The 20,079-nt window shown below is 43.1% G+C and carries 20 protein-coding genes; 8 read left to right on the top strand and 12 right to left on the bottom strand.

Annotated elements, in window-relative coordinates:
• Nucleotides 1–53: 53 nt before the first annotated feature.
• Nucleotides 54–1,124 (bottom strand): Cif family virulence factor, encoded by a 1,071-nt coding sequence (locus LVD17_RS24615; protein ID WP_233762348.1) that lies wholly within the window; start codon nucleotides 1,122–1,124, stop codon nucleotides 54–56.
• 602 nt (nucleotides 1,125–1,726) lie between these two features.
• Here LVD17_RS24615 and modA point away from each other — a divergent pair.
• Genes modA through LVD17_RS24595 form a run of 4 tightly spaced genes read left to right on the top strand, consistent with a single transcriptional unit; the run spans nucleotide 1,727 to nucleotide 4,428 of the window.
• Complete coding sequence (gene modA, locus LVD17_RS24610) at nucleotides 1,727–2,485, top strand: molybdate ABC transporter substrate-binding protein (protein WP_233762346.1); 759 nt, start codon at nucleotides 1,727–1,729, stop codon at nucleotides 2,483–2,485.
• On the top strand, nucleotides 2,478–2,882 hold the full coding sequence (locus tag LVD17_RS24605; RefSeq protein WP_233762344.1) for a TOBE domain-containing protein: 405 nt from the start codon (nucleotides 2,478–2,480) through the stop codon (nucleotides 2,880–2,882). The genes modA and LVD17_RS24605 overlap by 8 nt, the downstream gene beginning before the upstream one ends.
• Nucleotides 2,879–3,559, top strand: coding sequence for a molybdate ABC transporter permease subunit (modB, locus tag LVD17_RS24600; RefSeq protein ID WP_233762342.1), 681 nt, complete (start codon nucleotides 2,879–2,881; stop codon nucleotides 3,557–3,559). Before LVD17_RS24605 ends, modB begins: the two co-directional genes overlap by 4 nt.
• A complete protein-coding gene (locus LVD17_RS24595; RefSeq protein ID WP_233762340.1) occupies nucleotides 3,556–4,428 on the top strand; it encodes a sulfate/molybdate ABC transporter ATP-binding protein in 873 nt (290 codons plus the stop codon). The genes modB and LVD17_RS24595 overlap by 4 nt, the downstream gene beginning before the upstream one ends.
• Nucleotides 4,429–4,643: 215 nt before the next feature.
• Here LVD17_RS24595 and LVD17_RS24590 read toward each other — a convergent pair whose 3' ends face one another.
• Both LVD17_RS24590 and LVD17_RS24585 read right to left on the bottom strand, forming a co-directional pair.
• Entirely contained in the window at nucleotides 4,644–5,237 is a 594-nt protein-coding gene (locus tag LVD17_RS24590) for a dihydrofolate reductase family protein (protein ID WP_233762338.1), read from the bottom strand.
• Nucleotides 5,238–5,350: 113 nt separating this feature from the next.
• Complete coding sequence (locus tag LVD17_RS24585) at nucleotides 5,351–6,553, bottom strand: alpha/beta hydrolase-fold protein (RefSeq protein WP_233762336.1); 1,203 nt, start codon at nucleotides 6,551–6,553, stop codon at nucleotides 5,351–5,353.
• Between the two features lie 697 nt (nucleotides 6,554–7,250).
• Between LVD17_RS24585 and LVD17_RS24580 the strand changes: the two genes are divergently transcribed.
• From LVD17_RS24580 to LVD17_RS24570, 3 genes are all read left to right on the top strand, one after another.
• On the top strand, nucleotides 7,251–7,457 hold the full coding sequence (locus tag LVD17_RS24580; RefSeq protein ID WP_233762334.1) for a hypothetical protein: 207 nt from the start codon (nucleotides 7,251–7,253) through the stop codon (nucleotides 7,455–7,457).
• A gap of 292 nt (nucleotides 7,458–7,749) precedes the next feature.
• A complete protein-coding gene (locus tag LVD17_RS24575) occupies nucleotides 7,750–7,923 on the top strand; it encodes a hypothetical protein (protein WP_233762332.1) in 174 nt (57 codons plus the stop codon).
• A 4-nt stretch (nucleotides 7,924–7,927) separates the two neighbouring features.
• Nucleotides 7,928–11,488, top strand: coding sequence for an amino acid adenylation domain-containing protein (locus tag LVD17_RS24570; RefSeq protein WP_233762330.1), 3,561 nt, complete (start codon nucleotides 7,928–7,930; stop codon nucleotides 11,486–11,488).
• A gap of 153 nt (nucleotides 11,489–11,641) precedes the next feature.
• Here LVD17_RS24570 and LVD17_RS24565 read toward each other — a convergent pair whose 3' ends face one another.
• The 3 genes from LVD17_RS24565 to LVD17_RS24555 all read right to left on the bottom strand — a co-directional run bounded on the left by LVD17_RS24565 (nucleotide 11,642) and on the right by LVD17_RS24555 (nucleotide 15,216).
• Nucleotides 11,642–14,314, bottom strand: coding sequence for a cation-translocating P-type ATPase (locus LVD17_RS24565; RefSeq protein ID WP_233762328.1), 2,673 nt, complete (start codon nucleotides 14,312–14,314; stop codon nucleotides 11,642–11,644).
• A gap of 58 nt (nucleotides 14,315–14,372) precedes the next feature.
• Nucleotides 14,373–14,816: a hypothetical protein gene (locus tag LVD17_RS24560; protein WP_233762326.1), complete on the bottom strand. Its 444-nt coding sequence runs from the start codon at nucleotides 14,814–14,816 to the stop codon at nucleotides 14,373–14,375.
• A 70-nt stretch (nucleotides 14,817–14,886) separates the two neighbouring features.
• Nucleotides 14,887–15,216 (bottom strand): hypothetical protein, encoded by a 330-nt coding sequence (locus tag LVD17_RS24555; RefSeq protein WP_233762324.1) that lies wholly within the window; start codon nucleotides 15,214–15,216, stop codon nucleotides 14,887–14,889.
• 229 nt (nucleotides 15,217–15,445) lie between these two features.
• Here LVD17_RS24555 and LVD17_RS24550 point away from each other — a divergent pair, with 229 nt between their 5' ends.
• Nucleotides 15,446–15,676 (top strand): hypothetical protein, encoded by a 231-nt coding sequence (locus LVD17_RS24550; RefSeq protein ID WP_233762322.1) that lies wholly within the window; start codon nucleotides 15,446–15,448, stop codon nucleotides 15,674–15,676.
• A gap of 98 nt (nucleotides 15,677–15,774) precedes the next feature.
• Here LVD17_RS24550 and LVD17_RS24545 read toward each other — a convergent pair whose 3' ends face one another.
• The 6 genes from LVD17_RS24545 to LVD17_RS24520 all read right to left on the bottom strand — a co-directional run bounded on the left by LVD17_RS24545 (nucleotide 15,775) and on the right by LVD17_RS24520 (nucleotide 19,237).
• Nucleotides 15,775–16,185, bottom strand: coding sequence for an SgcJ/EcaC family oxidoreductase (locus tag LVD17_RS24545; RefSeq protein WP_233762320.1), 411 nt, complete (start codon nucleotides 16,183–16,185; stop codon nucleotides 15,775–15,777).
• Nucleotides 16,186–16,356: 171 nt separating this feature from the next.
• The gene (locus LVD17_RS24540; RefSeq protein ID WP_233762318.1) at nucleotides 16,357–17,055 is read right to left on the bottom strand and encodes a hypothetical protein; all 699 of its coding nucleotides are present in this window, start codon (nucleotides 17,053–17,055) and stop codon (nucleotides 16,357–16,359) included.
• Between the two features lie 118 nt (nucleotides 17,056–17,173).
• A complete protein-coding gene (locus tag LVD17_RS24535) occupies nucleotides 17,174–17,803 on the bottom strand; it encodes an NAD(P)H-dependent oxidoreductase (RefSeq protein ID WP_233762316.1) in 630 nt (209 codons plus the stop codon).
• 124 nt (nucleotides 17,804–17,927) lie between these two features.
• Nucleotides 17,928–18,080, bottom strand: a complete 153-nt coding sequence (locus LVD17_RS24530) for a hypothetical protein (protein ID WP_233762314.1) — start codon at nucleotides 18,078–18,080, stop codon at nucleotides 17,928–17,930.
• 3 nt (nucleotides 18,081–18,083) lie between these two features.
• Nucleotides 18,084–18,797 carry a GNAT family N-acetyltransferase gene (locus tag LVD17_RS24525; protein WP_233762312.1) on the bottom strand — a complete coding sequence of 238 codons (714 nt, stop codon included), beginning with the start codon at nucleotides 18,795–18,797 and terminating at the stop codon, nucleotides 18,084–18,086.
• A complete protein-coding gene (locus LVD17_RS24520) occupies nucleotides 18,794–19,237 on the bottom strand; it encodes a DMT family transporter (RefSeq protein ID WP_233762310.1) in 444 nt (147 codons plus the stop codon). The genes LVD17_RS24525 and LVD17_RS24520 overlap by 4 nt, the downstream gene beginning before the upstream one ends.
• Nucleotides 19,238–20,079 lie beyond the last annotated feature (842 nt).

The following is a 20,079-nucleotide window of genomic DNA, read 5'->3' as shown; positions in this document are numbered from 1 at the left end:
TTGGGGCTTGAGCAAAGGCATTTTTCTATATTGATCAGGTATACTGTCTTTTATTAATAGGGCCTGGGGACGTTAAATATCCTGTCAATGCGCCATACATTGTGGTGGCCATGTTTACTTTTTTCCCAGCGTAAAACATAATTATTTTTTTCTACCGATTGTATCCCATTAACGATTGTGGTTTTTTCGAAATATCCGAAGTCATAAGCCACATCATCATGAATAAACCTGTCACGCATTGAAAAATCCAGAGAAACTATGCTGCCTGTTTCAAAAAATTGAAGATAGTACGCATTCAATCCGTCGCGATCTACCTCCAACCCTGGAGCAATGTTGCGGAAGTCATGTGTATAAAATTCGTACGCTTCGTCCGTATCGCCGGTAGTAAGAGCTTCAATATATGCTTCCAGTTGATCGGCGATTTCCTCGTAGGCCTCATCATCATGTCCGTCGCAACCGGGTTTATCCTTTTTGCTACAGGCTACCGGTCCTTCATCGATAGTGGTGTTAACATTGGTGTTATTGCCTCGGGATCCGGAAAGAGTCCTGTCGATGCGCCACAGGCCGTCCGATCCTTTTACCCATCGTATGCAATAGTAACCATGGATTTCAAAATCATTACCACTGGACCTGCCCAGGTTATCATATGCTCCGAAGTCATAAACCAAGTTGCTGCCATGTACAAAGCGATCATAAGACTCAAGCTCATATGAAAATAACTCCCCCTCTCTCTCTGTATAAAAAGAAATCATCTGCACAAGTAATTCATCGCGGTCTTTGTCAAAAAAAGGACCAAATTCGTAGTAAGTTGGTGTCCAGAAATTATTGTATAACAGATCCAGGTCCTTTGCGGCAAAAGCTGCCTCTATGGCTGTATTCCGATCGGTAATTTCCTGGCCGATGTCTGCACATTTCTTAGTCACCTGGCCTCGCTCCGCGTAGGTAGAAACTGAATTCAGCTCCGTGCCCGTTTCCACGGGATCAATATACTGGTTACTTTCCAGACCCGTACAGCCTGCAAGTATCAACCATGCTGTTGACATAATAATGGCGAAAGATGAAATGTGGTAGTGTAAAGTTGTCCCGGCCTTACTCCATGTCAGATTAGTTCTGCAATTTTTCATTTTAAAGGTTTTAGGTTAAAATAGATTTGATTATGGCCAATACTCGTAAAAATATTTAGGTGTTTGAGCAGTGGAGGTGGGACAAAAAGGTAGACAATTGAGCTCCAAAATTAGCGGAATCCTGTAATGTGTTGGTTGCCAGTATGCTATATTTTGTAGCGCGAAATAATAAAATAACAAATACGATGCAGTAATTCTGCACTTCACAAGCGGTCAGCAGTTATTTCTGGTCTGTGACTGACGGATAATGTCTGTGGAGGTACACTTCCGGTGCTTCTATAATCTAATATGAAGGAAAGAACTATTTATATAATATGGCATTTTCCAAAATGTAATTGCATTGATAGATGTCATCCCGGTTGAGCTTCAGGCGGCCTTTGACCGGTACGGCAGGGTAGTTTTACCCATGCCGGATTCGGCCAGGCACAAGCGTACTCTCATTATGCTGTAATGTTAAATCCGGAAAATAAAATTTGCGGTGAGAGTATGTGAAATTAATATATCGACGGCACATTTAATTTGTGGCAGAACTTTGTAAAATCTTTCAGGTTTGTACAATATTGCTTAAAGTCAAAGTCTAGCTGCTTTGAAAGTTTGAGGATATGAGAAAAATAGAAAGTTTGCTCCGGTCAGTTGTCCTTCTTCTACTTGTGGCTTGTCAGGCTCCTGAAAAACCAAAACTTACCATAGCGACGGCTGCCAATATGCAGTTCGCCATGAAAGAGCTTACCCGGGCATTTACAGATGAAACGGGAGTCTCCTGCGACCTGATCATCAGTTCATCAGGAAAACTAACTGCCCAGATCATAGAAGGTGCACCTTATGATGTGTTTGTAGCAGCCAATATGATGTACCCGAATGAACTTTATAACCAGGGACTTACACTGGAAAAACCTAGGGTATATGCCTATGGCAAACTTGTTTTGTGGTCAATGGTAGCAGGGGTTTATCCTACTTTGGAACTCTTAAGTGACAGCACCATTCAGCATATAGCCCTGGCTAACCCCAAAACCGCACCTTATGGAGTCGCAGCCATAGAAGTACTTCGCGGTGAAGGGCTCTACGACAGGCTTCGGCCAAAACTTGTATTCGGAGAAAGCATTGCCCAGACCAATCAGTTCATCACAACTGAGTCTGCCGAAGCCGGCTTTACGTCTATGTCGGTAGTGCTGTCTCCTCAAATGGCAGGTAAGGGGAAATGGATTGAAATCAATCCTTCCTTATATACTCCTATTGAGCAAGGCATTGTGGTGATCAAAAATGAATCGGGCACAGAGATGGCTGAGGAATTCTATGCGTTTATTTTTTCGCAAAGAGCCCGGCAAATTTTAACAGCATACGGATACCTGGTCAATGAATAGCTTCAATGGTCATATTGCAGATATACAATCGCACGGCAACCTCTCTGTAGTTACCGTTGAAATTACTCCTGATTGTTTACTCAAAGCCATAATTATAGATACTCCAGAAACCACCGATTACCTTACGGGCGGACACGAGGTGGGCGTACTCTTCAAAGAAACTGAGGTAGTCATTGGCCTGGGTGATAATCTGGCTGTCAGTTTGCAAAACCGGATACCGGGAACGATATTATCACTTGAAAAGGGTGTTTTACTTAGCCGGTTGGTAGTGCAAACTGCAATAGGCCATATTGTATCTGTGATTAGCACTGATTCTGTACAACACCTTGCGCTGGAGATAAACCAAAAGGTTGTAGCTATGGTAAAACTTAACGAAGTAAGCCTCTCTGTAAAATGAATCGGGCACCACTGATACTGACGCTTGAATTGGCCACTATTACCACGGCGGTCTTATTCGTTGTGTCCCTGCCTGTGGCATGGTGGTTGGCACACTCGAGGTCCAGGTTAAAGCCCGTCATTGAAACGCTGGTTAGTATGCCTCTTGTGCTACCTCCAACCGTACTAGGCTTTTATTTTCTTATTTTCTTCAGCCCGGGAAATGCCTTTGGCAGGTGGCTGAATGAGTGGTTGGGGATAAAACTGGTTTTTTCCTTTGAGGGCCTGGTGGTGGCGTCAGTATTGTACAGCCTGCCATTTATGGTCCATCCTATACAGTCTGGGATCAAAGGGTTACCGGACTCATTATCAGAGGCTTCTTACGTTATGGGAAAGTCCGGGATCACTACCTTTTTCAGGGTGCTTCTCCCTAATATAAAAGCCTCCGTACTTACGGGAATTGTGCTTTCTTTTGCTCATACGGTAGGTGAGTTTGGGGTGATATTGATGATAGGCGGCAACATACCCGGCAAAACCAGGGTGGCCTCCATTGCCATTTATGATGAAGTGGAGGCTTTGAATTATCCGGAAGCCAATTTTTATTCTATGGTATTGTTAATCATTGCCTTCAGTATTCTTTTGCTCGTGTACCTGATCAATGGTGGGTATTTTAGAAAATCCGGAATTAATACGAAATGATTTCATTTAGCATTCATAAACGCTTACACGCCGCCACGGGCACTATGGATCTCTATGTTGAAATGGGCATCAATCAGGGAGAGTTTGTCACACTTTACGGGGCCTCCGGGGCAGGTAAGACTTCCATACTTCGCATACTGGCAGGGCTTATGAAACCTGATAAAGGGAGCATCCTCGTTAAAAAACAGGCCTGGTATGACTCTTCTCACTCAATCTGGAAAACACCTCAGCAGCGCAAAGTGGGTTATGTCTTTCAGGATTACGCTTTGTTCCCTCACATGAGTGTAAGGCAGAACCTGGAATACGCCCTTTACAGGGGGCAAAGTAAAGATATTATTACCAGGTTACTTTCCATTATGGAGCTGGAGGCGCTGGCAGAAAGGAAACCTGATACATTATCCGGCGGACAAAAACAACGTGTAGCCCTGGCCCGGGCGTTAGTATCCCAACCGGAAATACTGCTTCTGGATGAACCACTATCGGCACTGGATCATAAAATGCGACTTAAGCTGCAAGACTACATTTTGCAGGTGCACAGAGAGTTTGCCCTTACCACCATCCTTGTGAGCCACGATCCGGGTGAAGTGATCAGGCTTTCCGATATGGTTTATGAACTTCATCAGGGCAGGATAATCAACACTTCCAAACCGGGTGTGTTCTTCAGCCAGGGCAGGACAAGTGCCAAGTTCTCCTTTGTAGGGGAGATTGTGAGCATTCAAAAGGAAGATGTAATATATGTCGTCAGCATCCTTATCGGGAACGATATAGTGAAAGTAGTTGCCGATCCCTCCGAGATTGACCAATGGAGTACTGGAGACAAAGTCTCTGTAGGTTCAAAAGCCTTTAATCCAATCATTAGAAAGGTTTAAATAAAATCATTCAACCAGGCCTGTTCCCTTTTGTATACCCCTCTCTTCCCCCTTTGCAAGCCATTGCCCCCCTTGGTCTGTCCTCTCCCCCTTGGTCTGTCCCCCGACAGACCTCCCCGACAGACCTCATACCAACCTTTTTCCGGGATAGTTTTCCTTGGCCTGTCCCCGACAACCTCACGCAGACCTCTCTTCTCTCTTTCAAGCCATTGCCTTTAAACGCCAACACTACCTGTCTTCACCTTACCGGATCGTTTATAATTGGCCAAAATCACTCCCGTAGTAGTTACAGTATGGTCTGTTAAAGTAAATGCTGCCGCTTTTGCACTATTGTCAAACAGCTTTTTTCCTTTACCAAGCGTCAACGGATGAATTTTGAGCCGAAGTTCGTCTACAAGATCATGCTTCAGCAGCAATTGTATGACTTCGCTGCTTCCCCAAACCTGAATGTCAGGGCCGGTTGTGTTTTTAATCTTCCTGATACCCTCCAGGCTGTTGAGGAATACTGAGTTTTTCCAATCCGATTTTTTCATGGTCCCGGACAGTACATATTTTGTGCCCTCATTAATACTTGGCCAGAAGTCTGCATGTCCAGGCCAATAGTCCGCCCAAATCTCAAAAGTTTTCCTTCCCAGGAGATAATCCGCAGGTTTCAGCTCATCTTCTACGGCTTTATCATACTCCTCGTCACCATACGGAGCTACCCAACCGCCATATATAAAGCCCCCGGATGTATCTTCTTCAGGCCTTCCGGGACCCTGCATAACCCCATCTAATGAAATCATGGATAAAATGATTATTTTTCTCATAGCATCGCACTGTTTTGTTTCTATACAAATTTCGGTAATAAATACGGCGGCACAGTGGTGTAAATACGGCAATTAAAGAGGTGGAATACGAAGGTTACCGGCTGGCAAACGTTTTATTTGTTCAATTCATCAATGACTTCTTTATAAATTTTTGAGTCATTACTTTTTTGTGATAGCGCCAATGCATAAGCTTTTTCAAAAGAAGTGATAGCGTTATTATCGTCTTCATTCTCCTTGTATGATAATCCTAAATAGTAATGTGCCAAATGCGATGAAGGATAGAGTTCAACCCAATATTCATATACTTCTATTGCTTCTTCTGTCTTTTTGCTTCCGAGTAGTCTCCTTCCTATATTCTTAAGACAGCTCATACTATACAATCTGTCTGCGTTTGGATAAACTTCAAATCCATATTCATCGGACAGTTTTTGATAAAAAAGGGAAATATTGTCTTTAGCAGTACCTTCTTTTTCAATTAAATCAGGGTAATCGACTAGCCACTTTTCTTTTGGAAAAAGAAAATCAAAAGCAGTAATTAAACCAGGTAAGATTACATCTGTATGTCCCTCTCCTTGAATGATTTCAGCTCTTGTATGGATAGTATCGTTGTTGAATTTGGATAGTTTTTCATTGAAATCTTTGATGTTTCTATTGATATAGGGTTGAGAATTTGCATCCTTACTGCCAGATACCACATATAAATAACTTTGTTTGATTTCATTTTGCCTATAAAGAATTTCTAACTCTTCAATGAGACGCTCATCTTTTTTATAGCCATCTCCAATAATATTGCCAGCGGCAAAACATATGTAAGCTTGAAATAAGTTAGGTTTTTTTAATAATATATAAAGTCCAATTACTGACGATGGTGAAAACCCAATTAAAGTTTTAAAATTAGTTGTTCGATATTTTTTTTCTATTAATGCTAATAATTCAAGTTCTAAGAACTTGACAAATTCTTCTTGATGATTACCATAGTTGTACATTCTATCTCTATGATTGTTAAATAGGTTTGGCGCGAAGTAGTTTCTATGTTTTTCGCCTGAACTTATGGAAATTACAATAGATTCTGGCATCCGTGACGTGTTACTCAACTGATTGACAATGGCACTTGTGGTGTTAAACAGCAAATTATCATCTAGAACTATGATTAATGGATATTTCTTTGTTGAGTTTTCGTACTCACTAGGTAAAGCAATATTAAGGGTTCTAGTCTCATCAATGTATTTAGATTCTATGGTCAAATGCTCAATCGAACTTTGTGCAAAAAGTGGACTTGATACAAGTAATAAAAGTATGAGTAGTTTAATCTTCACTGTTTTGTTTTAATGTTTGCCAACGGTCTCGTATAACCGTCAGTTAGGGGTTAATATGCGTTAATTTTCGGTTTAGCACAGACTTTAGCAATTCCTAGTGGATTCGGACGTAGTCGAATCCGCCGTAATCGCGGTTATACATTGTGTGTATCTGTTATCGAAGATACCAAATTATTCCAGAGGGTGAAAGTCCCTTGCAGGCGAGTTGGTGAAGCCTGTTAGCCGCAAGCTGGTTTGGAGTGATTAGGAAAACTCACCAAACCACTTCTATGACGCATTTTGGGTAACGAAGATGTGTGAAGCGATAGAAGAAAAGGCCGTTTTAAATGGTCAGGTAAGGATAGAAGAGATGAGCGAAAGCAAACCTTCCGAAGAAGTGACGAAATGACCAGTTGTTGTCAAAACCTGATCTATATCGTGAGGTCAGGGACAAGTATAGAGGATACCTAACTACTGTCTATACGGCAACCGTAATAAAGGGGACATGACTTCTATTCAGGCTTTATCATGGAACCACAGGAAGCCCACATGCTATGCAAAAAGGAAAACACAAGCAGGAAGCCACCTGCAAGTCAATTACTAATGAGCATATAGGTGACAGATGAAGTCGTAGTAGTGATGAAACTCCTGTAATGGGGGTGGAGCGAAGGGCTTCAATTATGCAGTTTCAATTTAAGAACAACTTAAATGATTAAGGATGATTTTTAAAGAACAAACAAAGTCGGTACCAATCACCAAGGAGATGGTGTGGGTATCCTACAAAAAGGTGAAGAGTAACGGAGGGAGTGCCGGAATAGACGAGCCCCTGAGTATCAACGAGCGCTATCCATCATGGGCGCGGGCCGGGAGCCGGAAGGAGTATCCTGCTATTCAGGTATCAGGCCCCATGTCGGTAGTACTTTAAAGCCTGGCCACTGTATCACTACCTGATCAAATTTGAAATAGCAAAACAAAGCATGATCTGTCAAAATTTCATTTTGACCCATCGGGCCATGTCGGGTTTGTTGTATAATCTGCCGGATTAGAGATAGTTGTTTTTTGCATAATAAGCGTGCTTTGGGGCCAAAATGATAAGGTCATCAGGCGTAAAAACAGCACTGTTTGTTTTCTTAATACAACAGGTCTTATACATGCCGGCTGAGCAATAACGGGGAGCGCATAGGAAATATTTATTATCACGTAACCCCAGCTAATCAATGCCTTACCTTGTATCAGAAGTGATGCTGATGTATTATGTTTGTGAGCAGCAGCTTGTCTTACAGGGAGACATCATTTACGCTGCAATAATCAGAAGTCTGTGGCTGGGAAGTAACGAGATTGATATTAAACCTATCAATTTTTTACAGCATAGTAACTACTACAAAAACTAAATATATGAATAAGTTAGCCCCATTTTTAAACGAATTCTCAGAGGAAACGATCTGTGGGCTGTTTGTCCGGCGCGTGCACGCGCACCCGGAGCAAACAGCAATAATTGACGGTGGAACAACCGTTGACTACGCGCGGTTAATGGACCGGGCGAATGCGGTGGCAGGAGAGCTGTCTACTCGTGGTGTGGAACCAGGATCCCTGGTGGGCGTGTGCATGGCCCGCTCCTGGGAACTTGTAGCTACCTTGCTTGGTGTATTGCAGGCAGGGTGTGCATATGTACCGCTTGATCCGGCCTATCCCCGGGATCGCGTACGCTACATGCTGGAGCACTCCCGCGCGGTAGCCGCTATAGTGAATGATAATAAATGTGCTGAGCTCTGTAATGGTGTGCATGAGCTGATATGGCTTGATCAGGTAGGGCAGCCCACAGCGGGCGGTGCGCCCGGCCCGGCAGCAACTGACCTTGCCTATGTAATCTACACCTCGGGCTCCACCGGGCGACCAAAAGGGGTAGCCATCGAACATCGCAATGTAGTTGCCATGATCCGGGTAATGGGCAATTTACTGGACGATCAGGACCTGGAAGGGATGCTGGCTGCTACCTCAGTCTGTTTTGATCCGTCAGTTATGGAAATACTGGGGACTCTGTCGCTTGGAGGAACGGTGGTGTTGGCCAATAATATGCTTGACTTACCGGCATTGTCTGCTGCGAATCTGGTGAAGAGTTGTGTGGTAGTTCCTTCTGCCATACAGGCTTTACTGACCTCCGGCTGGAAGCCCACGGGTATCCGAACTATCGTTTTTGGCAGTGAGGCGCTGAAGTTGCCACTTGTAGAAAAACTCTTTGCTTTGGATACAGGTGTTCGGGTTTTTAATTTGTATGGTCCTACTGAAGACACCGTATTTTCGACGGCAGTGCAGATTTTTGAAGGTATTAAAACCGTTACCATCGGGAAATCGGTGCCAAACTCCCGTTCATACATCCTTGACGACTCTATGAACGTGGTACCTGACGGTGCTGAGGGTGAACTGTACCTGGCAGGCAACAAGCTGGCTCGTGGCTACCTGTATGATGAGGAGCGTACCAAAGAACGATTTATTGAATCGGGTGGCAATATTGCCGGGGAGCGGCTGTACAGAACGGGTGATCTTTGCCGGAGGACAGAAAACGGAGAGATCGAATTTCTGGGAAGAGTAGATCAGCAGGTTAAGGTGCGGGGGTTCCGTATTGAGCTCGAAGAGGTCGAATCAGCACTCGAATCGATGCCGGGTATTGCCGCGGCGGCGGCGGCAGCTGTAGATGGTGGTGTTGGCCAGAAAATGCTAACGGCCTATGTGGTAAGTGAGGATGCAGCCATAGCGGATGAAAAAGTGAAAGCCTACCTGGCGCAGCGATTGCCAAAATACATGGTTCCCCAGGTCGTGATTAACCTTAATGAATTACCTTTATTGCCCAACGGAAAGCTTGACCGCAATAAATTACAGGCCATAAAAAACAACTATCAGAGCCAGAACGCTGCCGGGCCTGGTTATAACACAGCCGGACAGGAAGGGGCTAATACAGGGCAGCCAGCGTACATACTTTCGCTCATTCAGCGCGAAGTGGCATCTCTGCTAAATATTGGTGACCCTGCCCAAATAGCCGCTGACGATTCATTTGACAGGCTGGGTCTCGACTCACTGACCACCGTAGAGCTGAGCAGCCGGCTTTCAGGTGTTTTAGGGCAAACCCTGCCTGTATCGGCGGTAGTTGAGCATCCTTCTCCTGAGGCACTGGTGAACTTTATCTTTAAGCTGACAGGTACCGGTGCAGGTAATGAGCCGGTAGGGAAAGGGCAAAGGGTAGCAACAGATTCCCTTGCCACTTTTCAGACCCATATCCGGTCCAGCCATCCGACTTTTCAGGCCGCAAAGGTATCTGCCTGGTCCGCTACCGATAAAAGTTTACTGGTACAGGAAGTACTGCACATGGTTAATGACCAGCGCAGAAATCCGTATAGCAAGGTACTCCGTACAGGGAGTGCAACCCACGGCATGGTATCAGATGCATACAATGATGAAGAACAGGAGGCCATTATATGGACTACCAACCTGTACCTGGGCCTGAACCGCGACAAGGAGGTTATTGAGGAATCCTCTAAAGCATTGCAGCAATTCGGGACTGGGATGGGCACCTCAGCGGCAGCATCCGGTATGACAGACCTTCACCTGGAGTTCGAAAAAGAGTTTGCCGAGTTGGTAGGAAAGCCCGGAGCTTGTTTGTTTCCTACCGGCTATACAGCAAATGTCGGTGCTGTTGCAGGGCTTTTAGGTAAAAATGATGTAGTGGTTATCGATCAGCTTTGTCACGCTTCCATCGTGGACGGCGCCCGCCTGTGTGGAGCGAAGATCAGAAGCTTTCAACATAACAGTTCGTCTGACCTGGAAGCAGTTCTTAAGTCAGAAGCTTCACCTTACCGCACCATCCTTGTCGTTCTTGAAGGTGTTTACAGTATGGGAGAGGGCGCTGCACCCGTTGCAGATATTGTTCGTGCTGCCAAGAAATATAACGCGCTTGTGTTGGTGGACGAAGCGCATTCATTTGGCTTCTATGGTGAAGGTGGTGCAGGTATTTGTGCTGCTCAGGGCATCACTGAGCAGGTAGATTTTATAATGACCACACTGAGCAAAGCACTGGGCAGTCTTGGAGGTGTAGTTGCTGCCCGGGAGGAGCATATTGATTTGCTCAAGTCCTCATCTAGAGCCTACATCTTCCAGGCCTCCGTTAGTCCTGCTGATATGGCTGCGGCACTTACCGCTCTGCGTCGCCTTCGTTCGGACGACAAGCTGCGGGAGCGACTTTGGGATACTACCCGATATATGCGGCAGCGGTTTGCCGAGGCCGGTTATGACCTGGGGACAGGCGACGGCCCTATAGTTACCCCACATTTTAGTGATAAGGATAAGCTTTATGCCATTGTGCAGGGTATGTATAAGCGAGGAGTTCAAACGTCGGCAGTAACTTATCCGATTGTGGAAAGCGGTCGTGGTCGACTCAGGCTTATCTGCTCCGCTTCTCATACCCGTGAAGACGTAGACAAGACCCTCGATGCCCTTATAGCAACGGAACGTGAGGTTGATGAGCAGCTTGTGGCGGCCCAAGCCAATACCAGCGAACCGGGTATTTCGCGATCTGATGTAGAAGAGTGGGCCAATACCTTCTCCGCTTATCTGAAGAAATTGCTGGACAAAGCTCCACACCAGACCCCTGATCTCGCTATGTACGTCTATACTCCTGATCAGAAAGAACCGGTTGCAATTGTGGTTAATGGGCAGGACGTAACTCCGGGAACTGAAGAGATTGCCGGTCTGCCTGGCTGTTCACTGCAGTTGAAGGATAACCAGACAGTTTCCGCATTGCGTACTTCAGATGTTCAAGGGTTGCTTCATAGTATTAGCAGGGGAACTTGTGTGTTAAAAGGTGAAGTCGAGCCCTTTATTTGGTTCTTTGCACGAATAGTTGAACAGCAACGAGGTACTAAAACCACTGATTTTTCAGTGAAATCTAAGGAATCGGTCTGCTAACCAGGCAGTCTCAGGTACCACAGTGCCGGACAGGAGAGTGTAGAGATAAGGACATCTCCGGTTAAATAATAAAAATTAATTATGACAGGAAAAGCAGTCGTTTGATTGCTTTTCCTTATTAATCAGTAGTTGGAAGTAACCAATTCTCTAAACCTACCTTTTCATCACTATTTTTTCTAACCTGACAAAAACCGAATATATCACGCCTAAAATAACGGCAATAGCCAGGTCCTCTACCTTCAGAGGTACTAACGAAAAGAAATCATTTAACCTTGGAATATATATAACTGATAATTGAAGTATCAAAGTGAGTGCGGTAACCACCGTAAAGGCCAAATTTGATACCGGTGAAAGTACAAAATGACTGGAAGCCCGAAGTCCGAAAGCATGCCCTATCTGAATAAATCCTATGGTAGCAAAAAGCATGGACTGCCAGTATATATCTTGCGGCTTCGTCCGGTCATAGTAGTAATAAATAACAGCCATTGCAATAATTCCCATCAATAAACCGGTCCATGCTACATGCGTAATGGCAGGCTTGTCAAGGATAGGTTTCTTGGTGGACCGGGGAGGCCTGTCCATATTTTCTTTTTCAGCCGGCTCCACACCCAGGCCCAGGCCCATTAATCCGTCAGTCAGCAAATTTAACCAAAGCAGCTGCATGGGATTGAGTGCGATGATAACTCCTGCAATAGGTGCAAACAGCATAACGAATACTTTACCCAGGTTACCTCCAAGGGAGAACTTAATAAACCTGAGAAGATTATCGAAGATAGCACGACCCTCTTCCACAGCAGTAACTATAGTGGCAAAGTTATCGTCCAGCAATACCATGTCTGATGCTTCCTTTGACACATCCGTCCCCGTGATGCCCATAGCTACTCCAATATTCGCTTTCTTGAGTGCGGGCGAGTCGTTGATGCCATCTCCGGTCATCGCTACTACTTCTCCCAGACCCTGCAGGGAATTGACGATCCTCAGTTTATCTTCCGGGGCTACTCTGGCAAAAACACTTACATTGCTTACTTTTTTCTGAAGTTCTTCGTCTGAGAGCTTCCCAAGCGACTCACTGGTCAAATATCCGGGACCGATATCAATGCCCAGCTCTCTGGCAATAGCAACGGCGGTCAGTGGGTAGTCGCCGGTGATCATTACAGGGCGTACTCCGGCAGTTTTACATTTTTTAATGGCAGATTTGGCCGCACTTCTCGGAGGATCTATCAAACCGGCCATACCAACAAATATAACCTGATCTTCCAGGTCATGCAGGTTGGAGTTTTGGTCAAAAACATCAACGGTACGGTAGGCAAACCCAAGTATCCTGACTCCTTTCGATGCCATTTCATCATGGGCGTTTTTGATGCGCTGAATCCATTCATCAGTGATGGCTTCTACGCCTGTTTCAGTCTTTATGAGTGTCGAAAGAGAAAGCAAACTGTCCACTGCACCTTTCATAAACATCACATGCTCGCTTTTTATCTCGCGAAAAATTGCTGAATCTTTATCCTTTAAATGATGGAAGGTGCTCATTCGCATCCGGTTTGAATCAAACGGAACTTCGCCAAGCCGGGGCCACTGAGATTCCAGGTTATGTTTGATCAGGCCGGCTTTAACAGCAGCCTCTACCAGGGCAGCCTCGGTGGGTTCACCAATTATTGAAAGATCCTCTTCCTGTATACTTTTGATCTCAGCGTCATTGCACAAGGCTCCTATTATTAAGTTGAGCAGGACATTGTCCGGATATTTTTGTGGCACCAGCGGAAAATTATGAATAGAAACTCCCGCCGATTCAAGGGTGGTTACAGTCATCTTATTTTCAGTGAGTGTGCCTGTTTTATCAGAGCAGATCACTGTTACCGAGCCCAAAGTTTCAACAGCGGGCAGTTTGCGGATGAGTGCGTTTCTTTTCAGCATCCTTTGCGAACCTAATGCAAGTGTGATGGTAAGTACGGCAGGTAGCCCTTCGGGGATCACTGCCACGGCCACGCTGATGCCTACCAGGAACATATCCACAAATGTTTCTCCCATCATAATACCAACTATGGCAACCATCAGGGCAGCTACACCGCCTCCTATGGCGAGCCATTTGCCCAATTGGTCCAGCCGGGTTTGAAGAGGCGTTTTTTCTTTTTGTACATCCTGTATCAAACCGGCAATTTTGCCCAGTTCCGTGCTCATCCCGGTACGAACCACAACGGCCTTGCTACGTCCCAGCGTAACATTTGTACCCATATAGGCCATGTTTATCCTGTCGCCCAGAGGTGAGTCCGGCTTGCTTATGGCCTGTGCCCTTTTATCTATGGGGTCAGCTTCCCCGGTAAGCGCCGCCTCCTGAATTTTCAGGTTGGAGGTCTCGACTATTCGCACGTCAGCGGGTACAATATTTCCTGCTTCTATTATAATGAGGTCACCGGGAACGAGGTATTTCGAAGCCAGTTCCTGTATTTTGCCATCTCTTATGACTTTTACTACGGGCACGGTCAGCCTTTTTAAAGCAGCCATAGCCTTTTCGGCCCTGAACTCCTGGATAAATCCCAGAATGGCAAATAAAACGACTATAGTTAATATAGATATAGTTTCAATTTCTTTGCCCAGAAAACCTGAAATTACTGCGGCAATGATCAGGATCACGACCATGGTTTCGGTAAATTGTTCGAAGAGCATTTTCCATGGTGCTTTTCTTTCCCTCTCTTCCAGCATGTTTAACCCGTATTCCCGGGTACGTTCCTGAGCCTCGGCAGAGGATAGGCCTGCCTTTAATGATGTTTTTAACTCTTCAACTACTTCATCAATAGTTTCCGTATGGATGTTTTCGAATAGTTTCATGTCATATTGAAGGTAATCAGGACGGATAAACAAGACCTACCCGTCCTGATTACTCAAGTTATTTTGTTTGTCTGATTAAAGCCAGCCATTGCTCAGCTTTTTGATTAAAATAATCGAAACGCAGAATATCATCTTTTTCACTGTCGAAAAAAGGGATGCTCAAATCATCCGGACTATCCGGTACACTTGTTCGAATATCCAGCTGACATTCCTTTCTATTTCTTAAAATTTCAAATCCGTTCCTTTTGTTCAAATCTATAATGATTCCTTCCGGGATTTTCGCACTAACGAATACCAGCTTATGGTTTGTAGTATCTATACCTATCAATTTTCCGTTGATGCTTTCCCATTGGGTTAACTTAAGGTTGTTATTAGAAACAAAACGGTCAAAACTCCTTTTTAACCCTAGTTCCTTCTGCCTGGATTTATGTCCTGCCCATGCAATAGGTGCAACAGACAATAGGAGCAGGCATACCCCTATTATTGTGGTTGTAGTATCCATAAATATTAGAAATGTTGTGTTATAGTTATAATTGGGCCTATAGAAGCCCCTGATGAATATAGGGAGGAAATTACCAGAAGGAGTGAAACGGGAAAATGATAAGAAGTGAGTAGTTGGTTATGCCATTGCTGAAATGGCAGAAATTTAAAATACTGATGGAGTCTGGAATATTAAAAATATTAACCCTCTGTATGTCAAATGTATATGTCCATATTTTGTATCCGGCAGCACTGTATGATGTAGTAGGAGGTAAAACAATATCTCCGGTAACCAGATCAGCAATTAAATTCAAGGCTTCTGCTTTGCCGGGTTGAGGTTGTGCAATGTTAACATCAGCCAGACCTAGCAAACTTAGTGTAGCAAGTACGGTTAGTAGCGAAAAAAGAGACTGTTTTAACATGTGCTAATATGAAGACCTGTTACTTCCCAATTAATTTATACACTTAAGACGGCAGGTATAATGAAAAGTCACATCATTTGATGGACTACCCTAACGCAGGATACGGGCTAAACGTACAAAATTTTAGGGAAACAATTGCCGAACTTCAGCATGTATCAGTGAAGGCAATATGGCGGTCACTAATTTTTTATGCTTGTGGTTATGAAAATCTTTGTAAGCCTTTTATGACATGCAGGTAGGTTATATCAATACCGATCAACCCTTTCTGGCCAACAAATACCTGGGTGGGTTGGTCAATAACGAATATCAGCATCACGGCAAGCATGATATATATTCCCCGACCTTTCAATCCGACGGTGAGCATCTGCCTGTCAGAAACATTATTCGTGGAGTTTATGAGAATACCAAAATTTTCGACAGGATTATGAAGGTGGTTAAGAAATATCATGAGCTTAATTGAAGCGATGTTCTTGCCGGCCAGAAAATAGTGTATATAGAAATAAGGTGCCCTGCACGGTTACTCACTGTTTCTAACCACTGTGTTTTGGCCGGAGACCATTACCCATTGGTCATTTGAATACTTCCAAAGGTATGTAGGCGATCCTTTTGATGTTGCAGTTCCCTGACTATTGAAGTAGGTTTACATACAGCAGTCAAAACTATACCTGGTGCCAGTACAACTATATGCTCTACATGATAAGTTGCTGAAGAACCGTCTGCAAATGCTCCGGGTAGAACTTGTTGTGTAAATTTTTTAATCGCCTCTTTGCCTATTAAACGAGTACCTGCTCCGTTTACCCAAACTGCATTTTCATCAAAAAGTGCCATAAAGCCTGACACATCCTCAGCTTGTTGTGTTTGCTCCAGTTCCTTTACTTTATTGAGAAGCCTGGTTATCATTTCTTGAGATGCATCATTTGGATATACCGTTAAGGTATTATTTATCTCACTGGGCTTATATTGTTTCATAGGGTTGTTATTTAAACATCCTGCCAGGAAAATGACCATAATACCTATAACCGGTAAGACGTTTCGATTTACGGACTTATAGACTATGAAGCTTAAAGTGGCTTTCATTCTCTCACAAAAAATGACGATAAATGTCCGTTAAATACTGGCTTAAGTGGGTTGGTCAAGTGCCTATTTTTCAACCAATTCTTTAATTACCTTACCACATTGGTCTAATATCTGAAATTTTGGCTCATTTCCCTTATCGATGTAAATCTTGATCCGCGGGTTCCCAAATTCGCCTTTTATAAAAAGCCCGACTTGCTCATCATAATTCTTTCCTGCGAATAGACGTTGTGCAGAAATAGGATTACCATTATTGATTGATTTTAGTGTATCCATTGAAATACCTTTTTCCTTTAGCGAGTCCATAGCAGCTGTTAAGCGGGGCAGTGTAAATTTTTCCGACCTGTCCCAAATATTCAACCCATACTGCTGTTTTCCATCAGAAGATCTCTGATATTGCACTTGAACCACTTGATCATTTTTATACTGATCCAGCGAAAGAGCCATGCCGGCACCACTTTGCTTATTGCCTCCATAAACCAGCCCTCCAACTTCATCCTGCTCTTCATTGAAGAATATAACTCCGGGTGGTCTCTGCCTCTTCTTTAGCACCTTACCATCAAACATTCCAGGGTGCTGCCATTTCGAATTGCTGATAACCATTGTCAGATTCCCGTCGGGTTCCACAACATTTATTCGCTCCACCGTGATCTCTTTAAATTTTTCAGTTGAATCTGTTGATGTATATCCCGACAGTATTAAATACCCCATAATAAAGGTCAGAGTTATTGAATAGAGCTTTAGAATTAAGTTTTTATCAATCATCTTTTAGTATTTTTAAGTCATTGCAAGATAGTTTCTATAGCCATAGGTATGCCTTTGTTTTCTTTAACCTTGCTTTGCATTGAAGCAAATAAGCATTTCTTCTACGATTTCTCCTGTTCTACAAACTTTGGAACAATAACTCCGACGGCCTTCTTACCTTGGGCAAACGTTGTGTTTCATCTTCACTGCTTCTGTAACCAACAGCAACAATGACTGAGGCATTTAACCCTTTTTCTGTTAACCCAAGCATAGTGTTGTATTGTCCGGCATCAAAACCTTCCATAGGGCAAGCATCTATTTTTAACACTGCACAGGCAGACAGTAGGTTTGCCAGTGCAATATAGGTTTGACTTTTAAGCCAGTAGTATAGTTCTGTTGGCGATTTTTCACTCAATTTTTCGTTGATAAAGTCTCCGTAGCGTTGCAGCTTTTTCAGCGGTATGTCCCTTACTTCTGCTGTTAACCTCATAAAGTCATCTATATTTTCCGGCTTAGCATCTGTGTAATTGCAAAACACGAATAAATGTGAGGCATCTGACACCTGAGACTGGTTCCATGATGCTGATTTTAGTTTTTGTTTAACCTCTTCATTCTTAATAATTATAACCTTATATAGTTGCAATCCATAAGATGATACTGATAATTGAATAGCCCTTTTTAGCAGGGCGATATGATCATCAGATACTTTTTCATGAATGTCAAACTTTTTTGTGGCATAGCGCCATTCCATTTGTTTTAATAACTCCATTAGATTAAATTTTTATAGATGTCAAATGAGTCCAGAAATATCTTTCTTGCACCTTTCAGAAGGTTTTGGTGGAGAAAAGCACAAACAGTGCCTTAAAACTGATCCTATCCATTTTATTAATACATTAAGTGTTTGCCGGTATTTTTGCTATTTGGGTCACTAATGGGGATATGATAAGCTGTATTTTTCCTCTTTCTTTTGAGGTGCCCTGCAAACCGGAAGAATATAGCGCAGCCGTAGCAAATGCAGATTGTTTAATAAAATCTTTCCTGTTCATAATTTAGGGCTCTATGGTATAATTATGCATTAAAAAGTCTGTTGAAAAACCCATACCCTGATACATTCTTTTTGCCATTTCAGATGCCTGTAGTGTGGCTGTGGTGGCTTTATGTACCATGGCCTGATTGAGCATCTGGTGCATTATATCGGTGGCGTAACCTTTCTTTCGCATCTCCTGAATAATACCTAAGCTATGTATCCCCGCCACGCTACCTGTAATGTAAAGCATTACAACACCAACTAATTTTTCCTCATCAATGACTAAAAAGTATGGAATCTGCCGTTTGGTCAGCTCCAGTATATCGGCACCTATTTTATAGCCAAAGGCTTGTTTAAAAGCATTGCACCATATCAATACATCTTCAGTTGTTTCAACTTTCCGGAACGTTAGTCCCCTGGAGACTTTAAATGGATGCCTTAAATCCAGGCTCATGCCATATTGAGTAGATTTATAGATAAACCCTTGAACCTCATCACCCTGATCGTTTACCGATGTAAAACGGGAAAATGTCAGTGCCGGCTCTGCTACCATTTGACTTTTTATTTTCATAATGACCTCAGTACTTCCGGATGTTGTCCATATCCTGTTTGGCCATTCAGAACCTGAGATACAACTTTGGTATATTTTACCATGTTGTGCATAACCGTTAAAGGCAGACCCAACCACTTTCCATAAAGCATGTAAGTTGCCGGTGTTTAATTGCATTTTGCTCATTTTGAGTTTATTAAGATAATTCCGATGATCATTGCTATTCCTCCCAGGAGTCTTTTCGGGGTAAGCGGTTCTACAGGTAAATTCAGCCAGCCATATTTTCCGGCTATTAATGAAAATAGGAGTTGGCCGCACAAGCCTAAAGCAATCATTCTTGAAATGCCTAGTTTGGGAATAGTGTAGAAATAAAGAGTAATTCCGACCATGCTAAATACCCCGCCAATAAACCATAAATACCAGGGAACCTGATGAGCATCAGTCATCTGAAAATTTTCTTTATGGTAAAATAGAAGCATTAAGCCACCAAAAATTGTACTTGTAGCAGATGCTGCTACCACAGCTATTAATGGTTGTTTTAAAATGGCTCCCAGTTGTGTATTGAAAGCCGCCTGCATTGCCAGGAAAACCCCACCTGTAAATGCTAGAATATGTATTAATGACATTTTTATCAATTTATTAGCTCCTTTGAGCAATTTCGATCAACCTAGTAAACACACATTTCTTTTACTTCCGGAGCAAAACTATATGCACTTTGGTAACCTTGACTCATCCAGTTTTTGAATATTATATCATCCAGTGGTCTCGCCTAATTTGTTTGAGTTGATCTTGACATGATAATCATACAAATCTTGAAGCAGGTTGAGAGTTAGTATTAGTCAAAAGGAGGCTTATACAGTGAGTTGGTGTTTCTTAAACTGGTTTAAGTTTAAGAAACACCAGGAGTCATACCTTTGAATTGGCCGTTGCAGGGCTTCAGCTATAATGAGTTTTAAATGTAAAAAATAATGAATGGTAACAGTCTTACATCTTTGTGGAGTCTATAGTTTTGGTTTTGCATTATTCCATATCGGGTTTTGGAAAATTTTTCATTGGAAAGAAGAAGTGAGAAGTCTAAGCTTTGCGAACAAAGGAATACTTCAAACGCTAAATGTTCAAATCATATGGTTTTTTAGCATGGTTGCAATTATTTGTTTTGCTTTCCCTGAAGAATTAACCAGCACAAATTTTGGGAAAGCCTTTCTTGGGGGCAATGCCATATTTTGGTTCATCAGAGCCATTAATCAATTCATTTTCTTCAGGATCAACCACTATAAGGTCCATATTTTAACACTAATATTTCTTCTGGGCGTCGTGCTTTTTACAATACCTGTTATATAAGGTATTACTTATTTATCAATCCTTAAAATAATACCTAAGCTGTTGCTAGGCCAGTTGCGCTGGCAAATGATAATGTGACAAAGCGTTTCTCGAAAAAATATTAAACAATCCAAAGCGCCCGATTTCG

The organism is Fulvivirga ulvae (assembly GCF_021389975.1).
Taxonomy (GTDB): domain Bacteria; phylum Bacteroidota; class Bacteroidia; order Cytophagales; family Cyclobacteriaceae; genus Fulvivirga; species Fulvivirga ulvae.
Note: the sequence above shows the minus strand (reverse complement) of the source record. Positions and strands in the feature narration are given on the sequence as shown.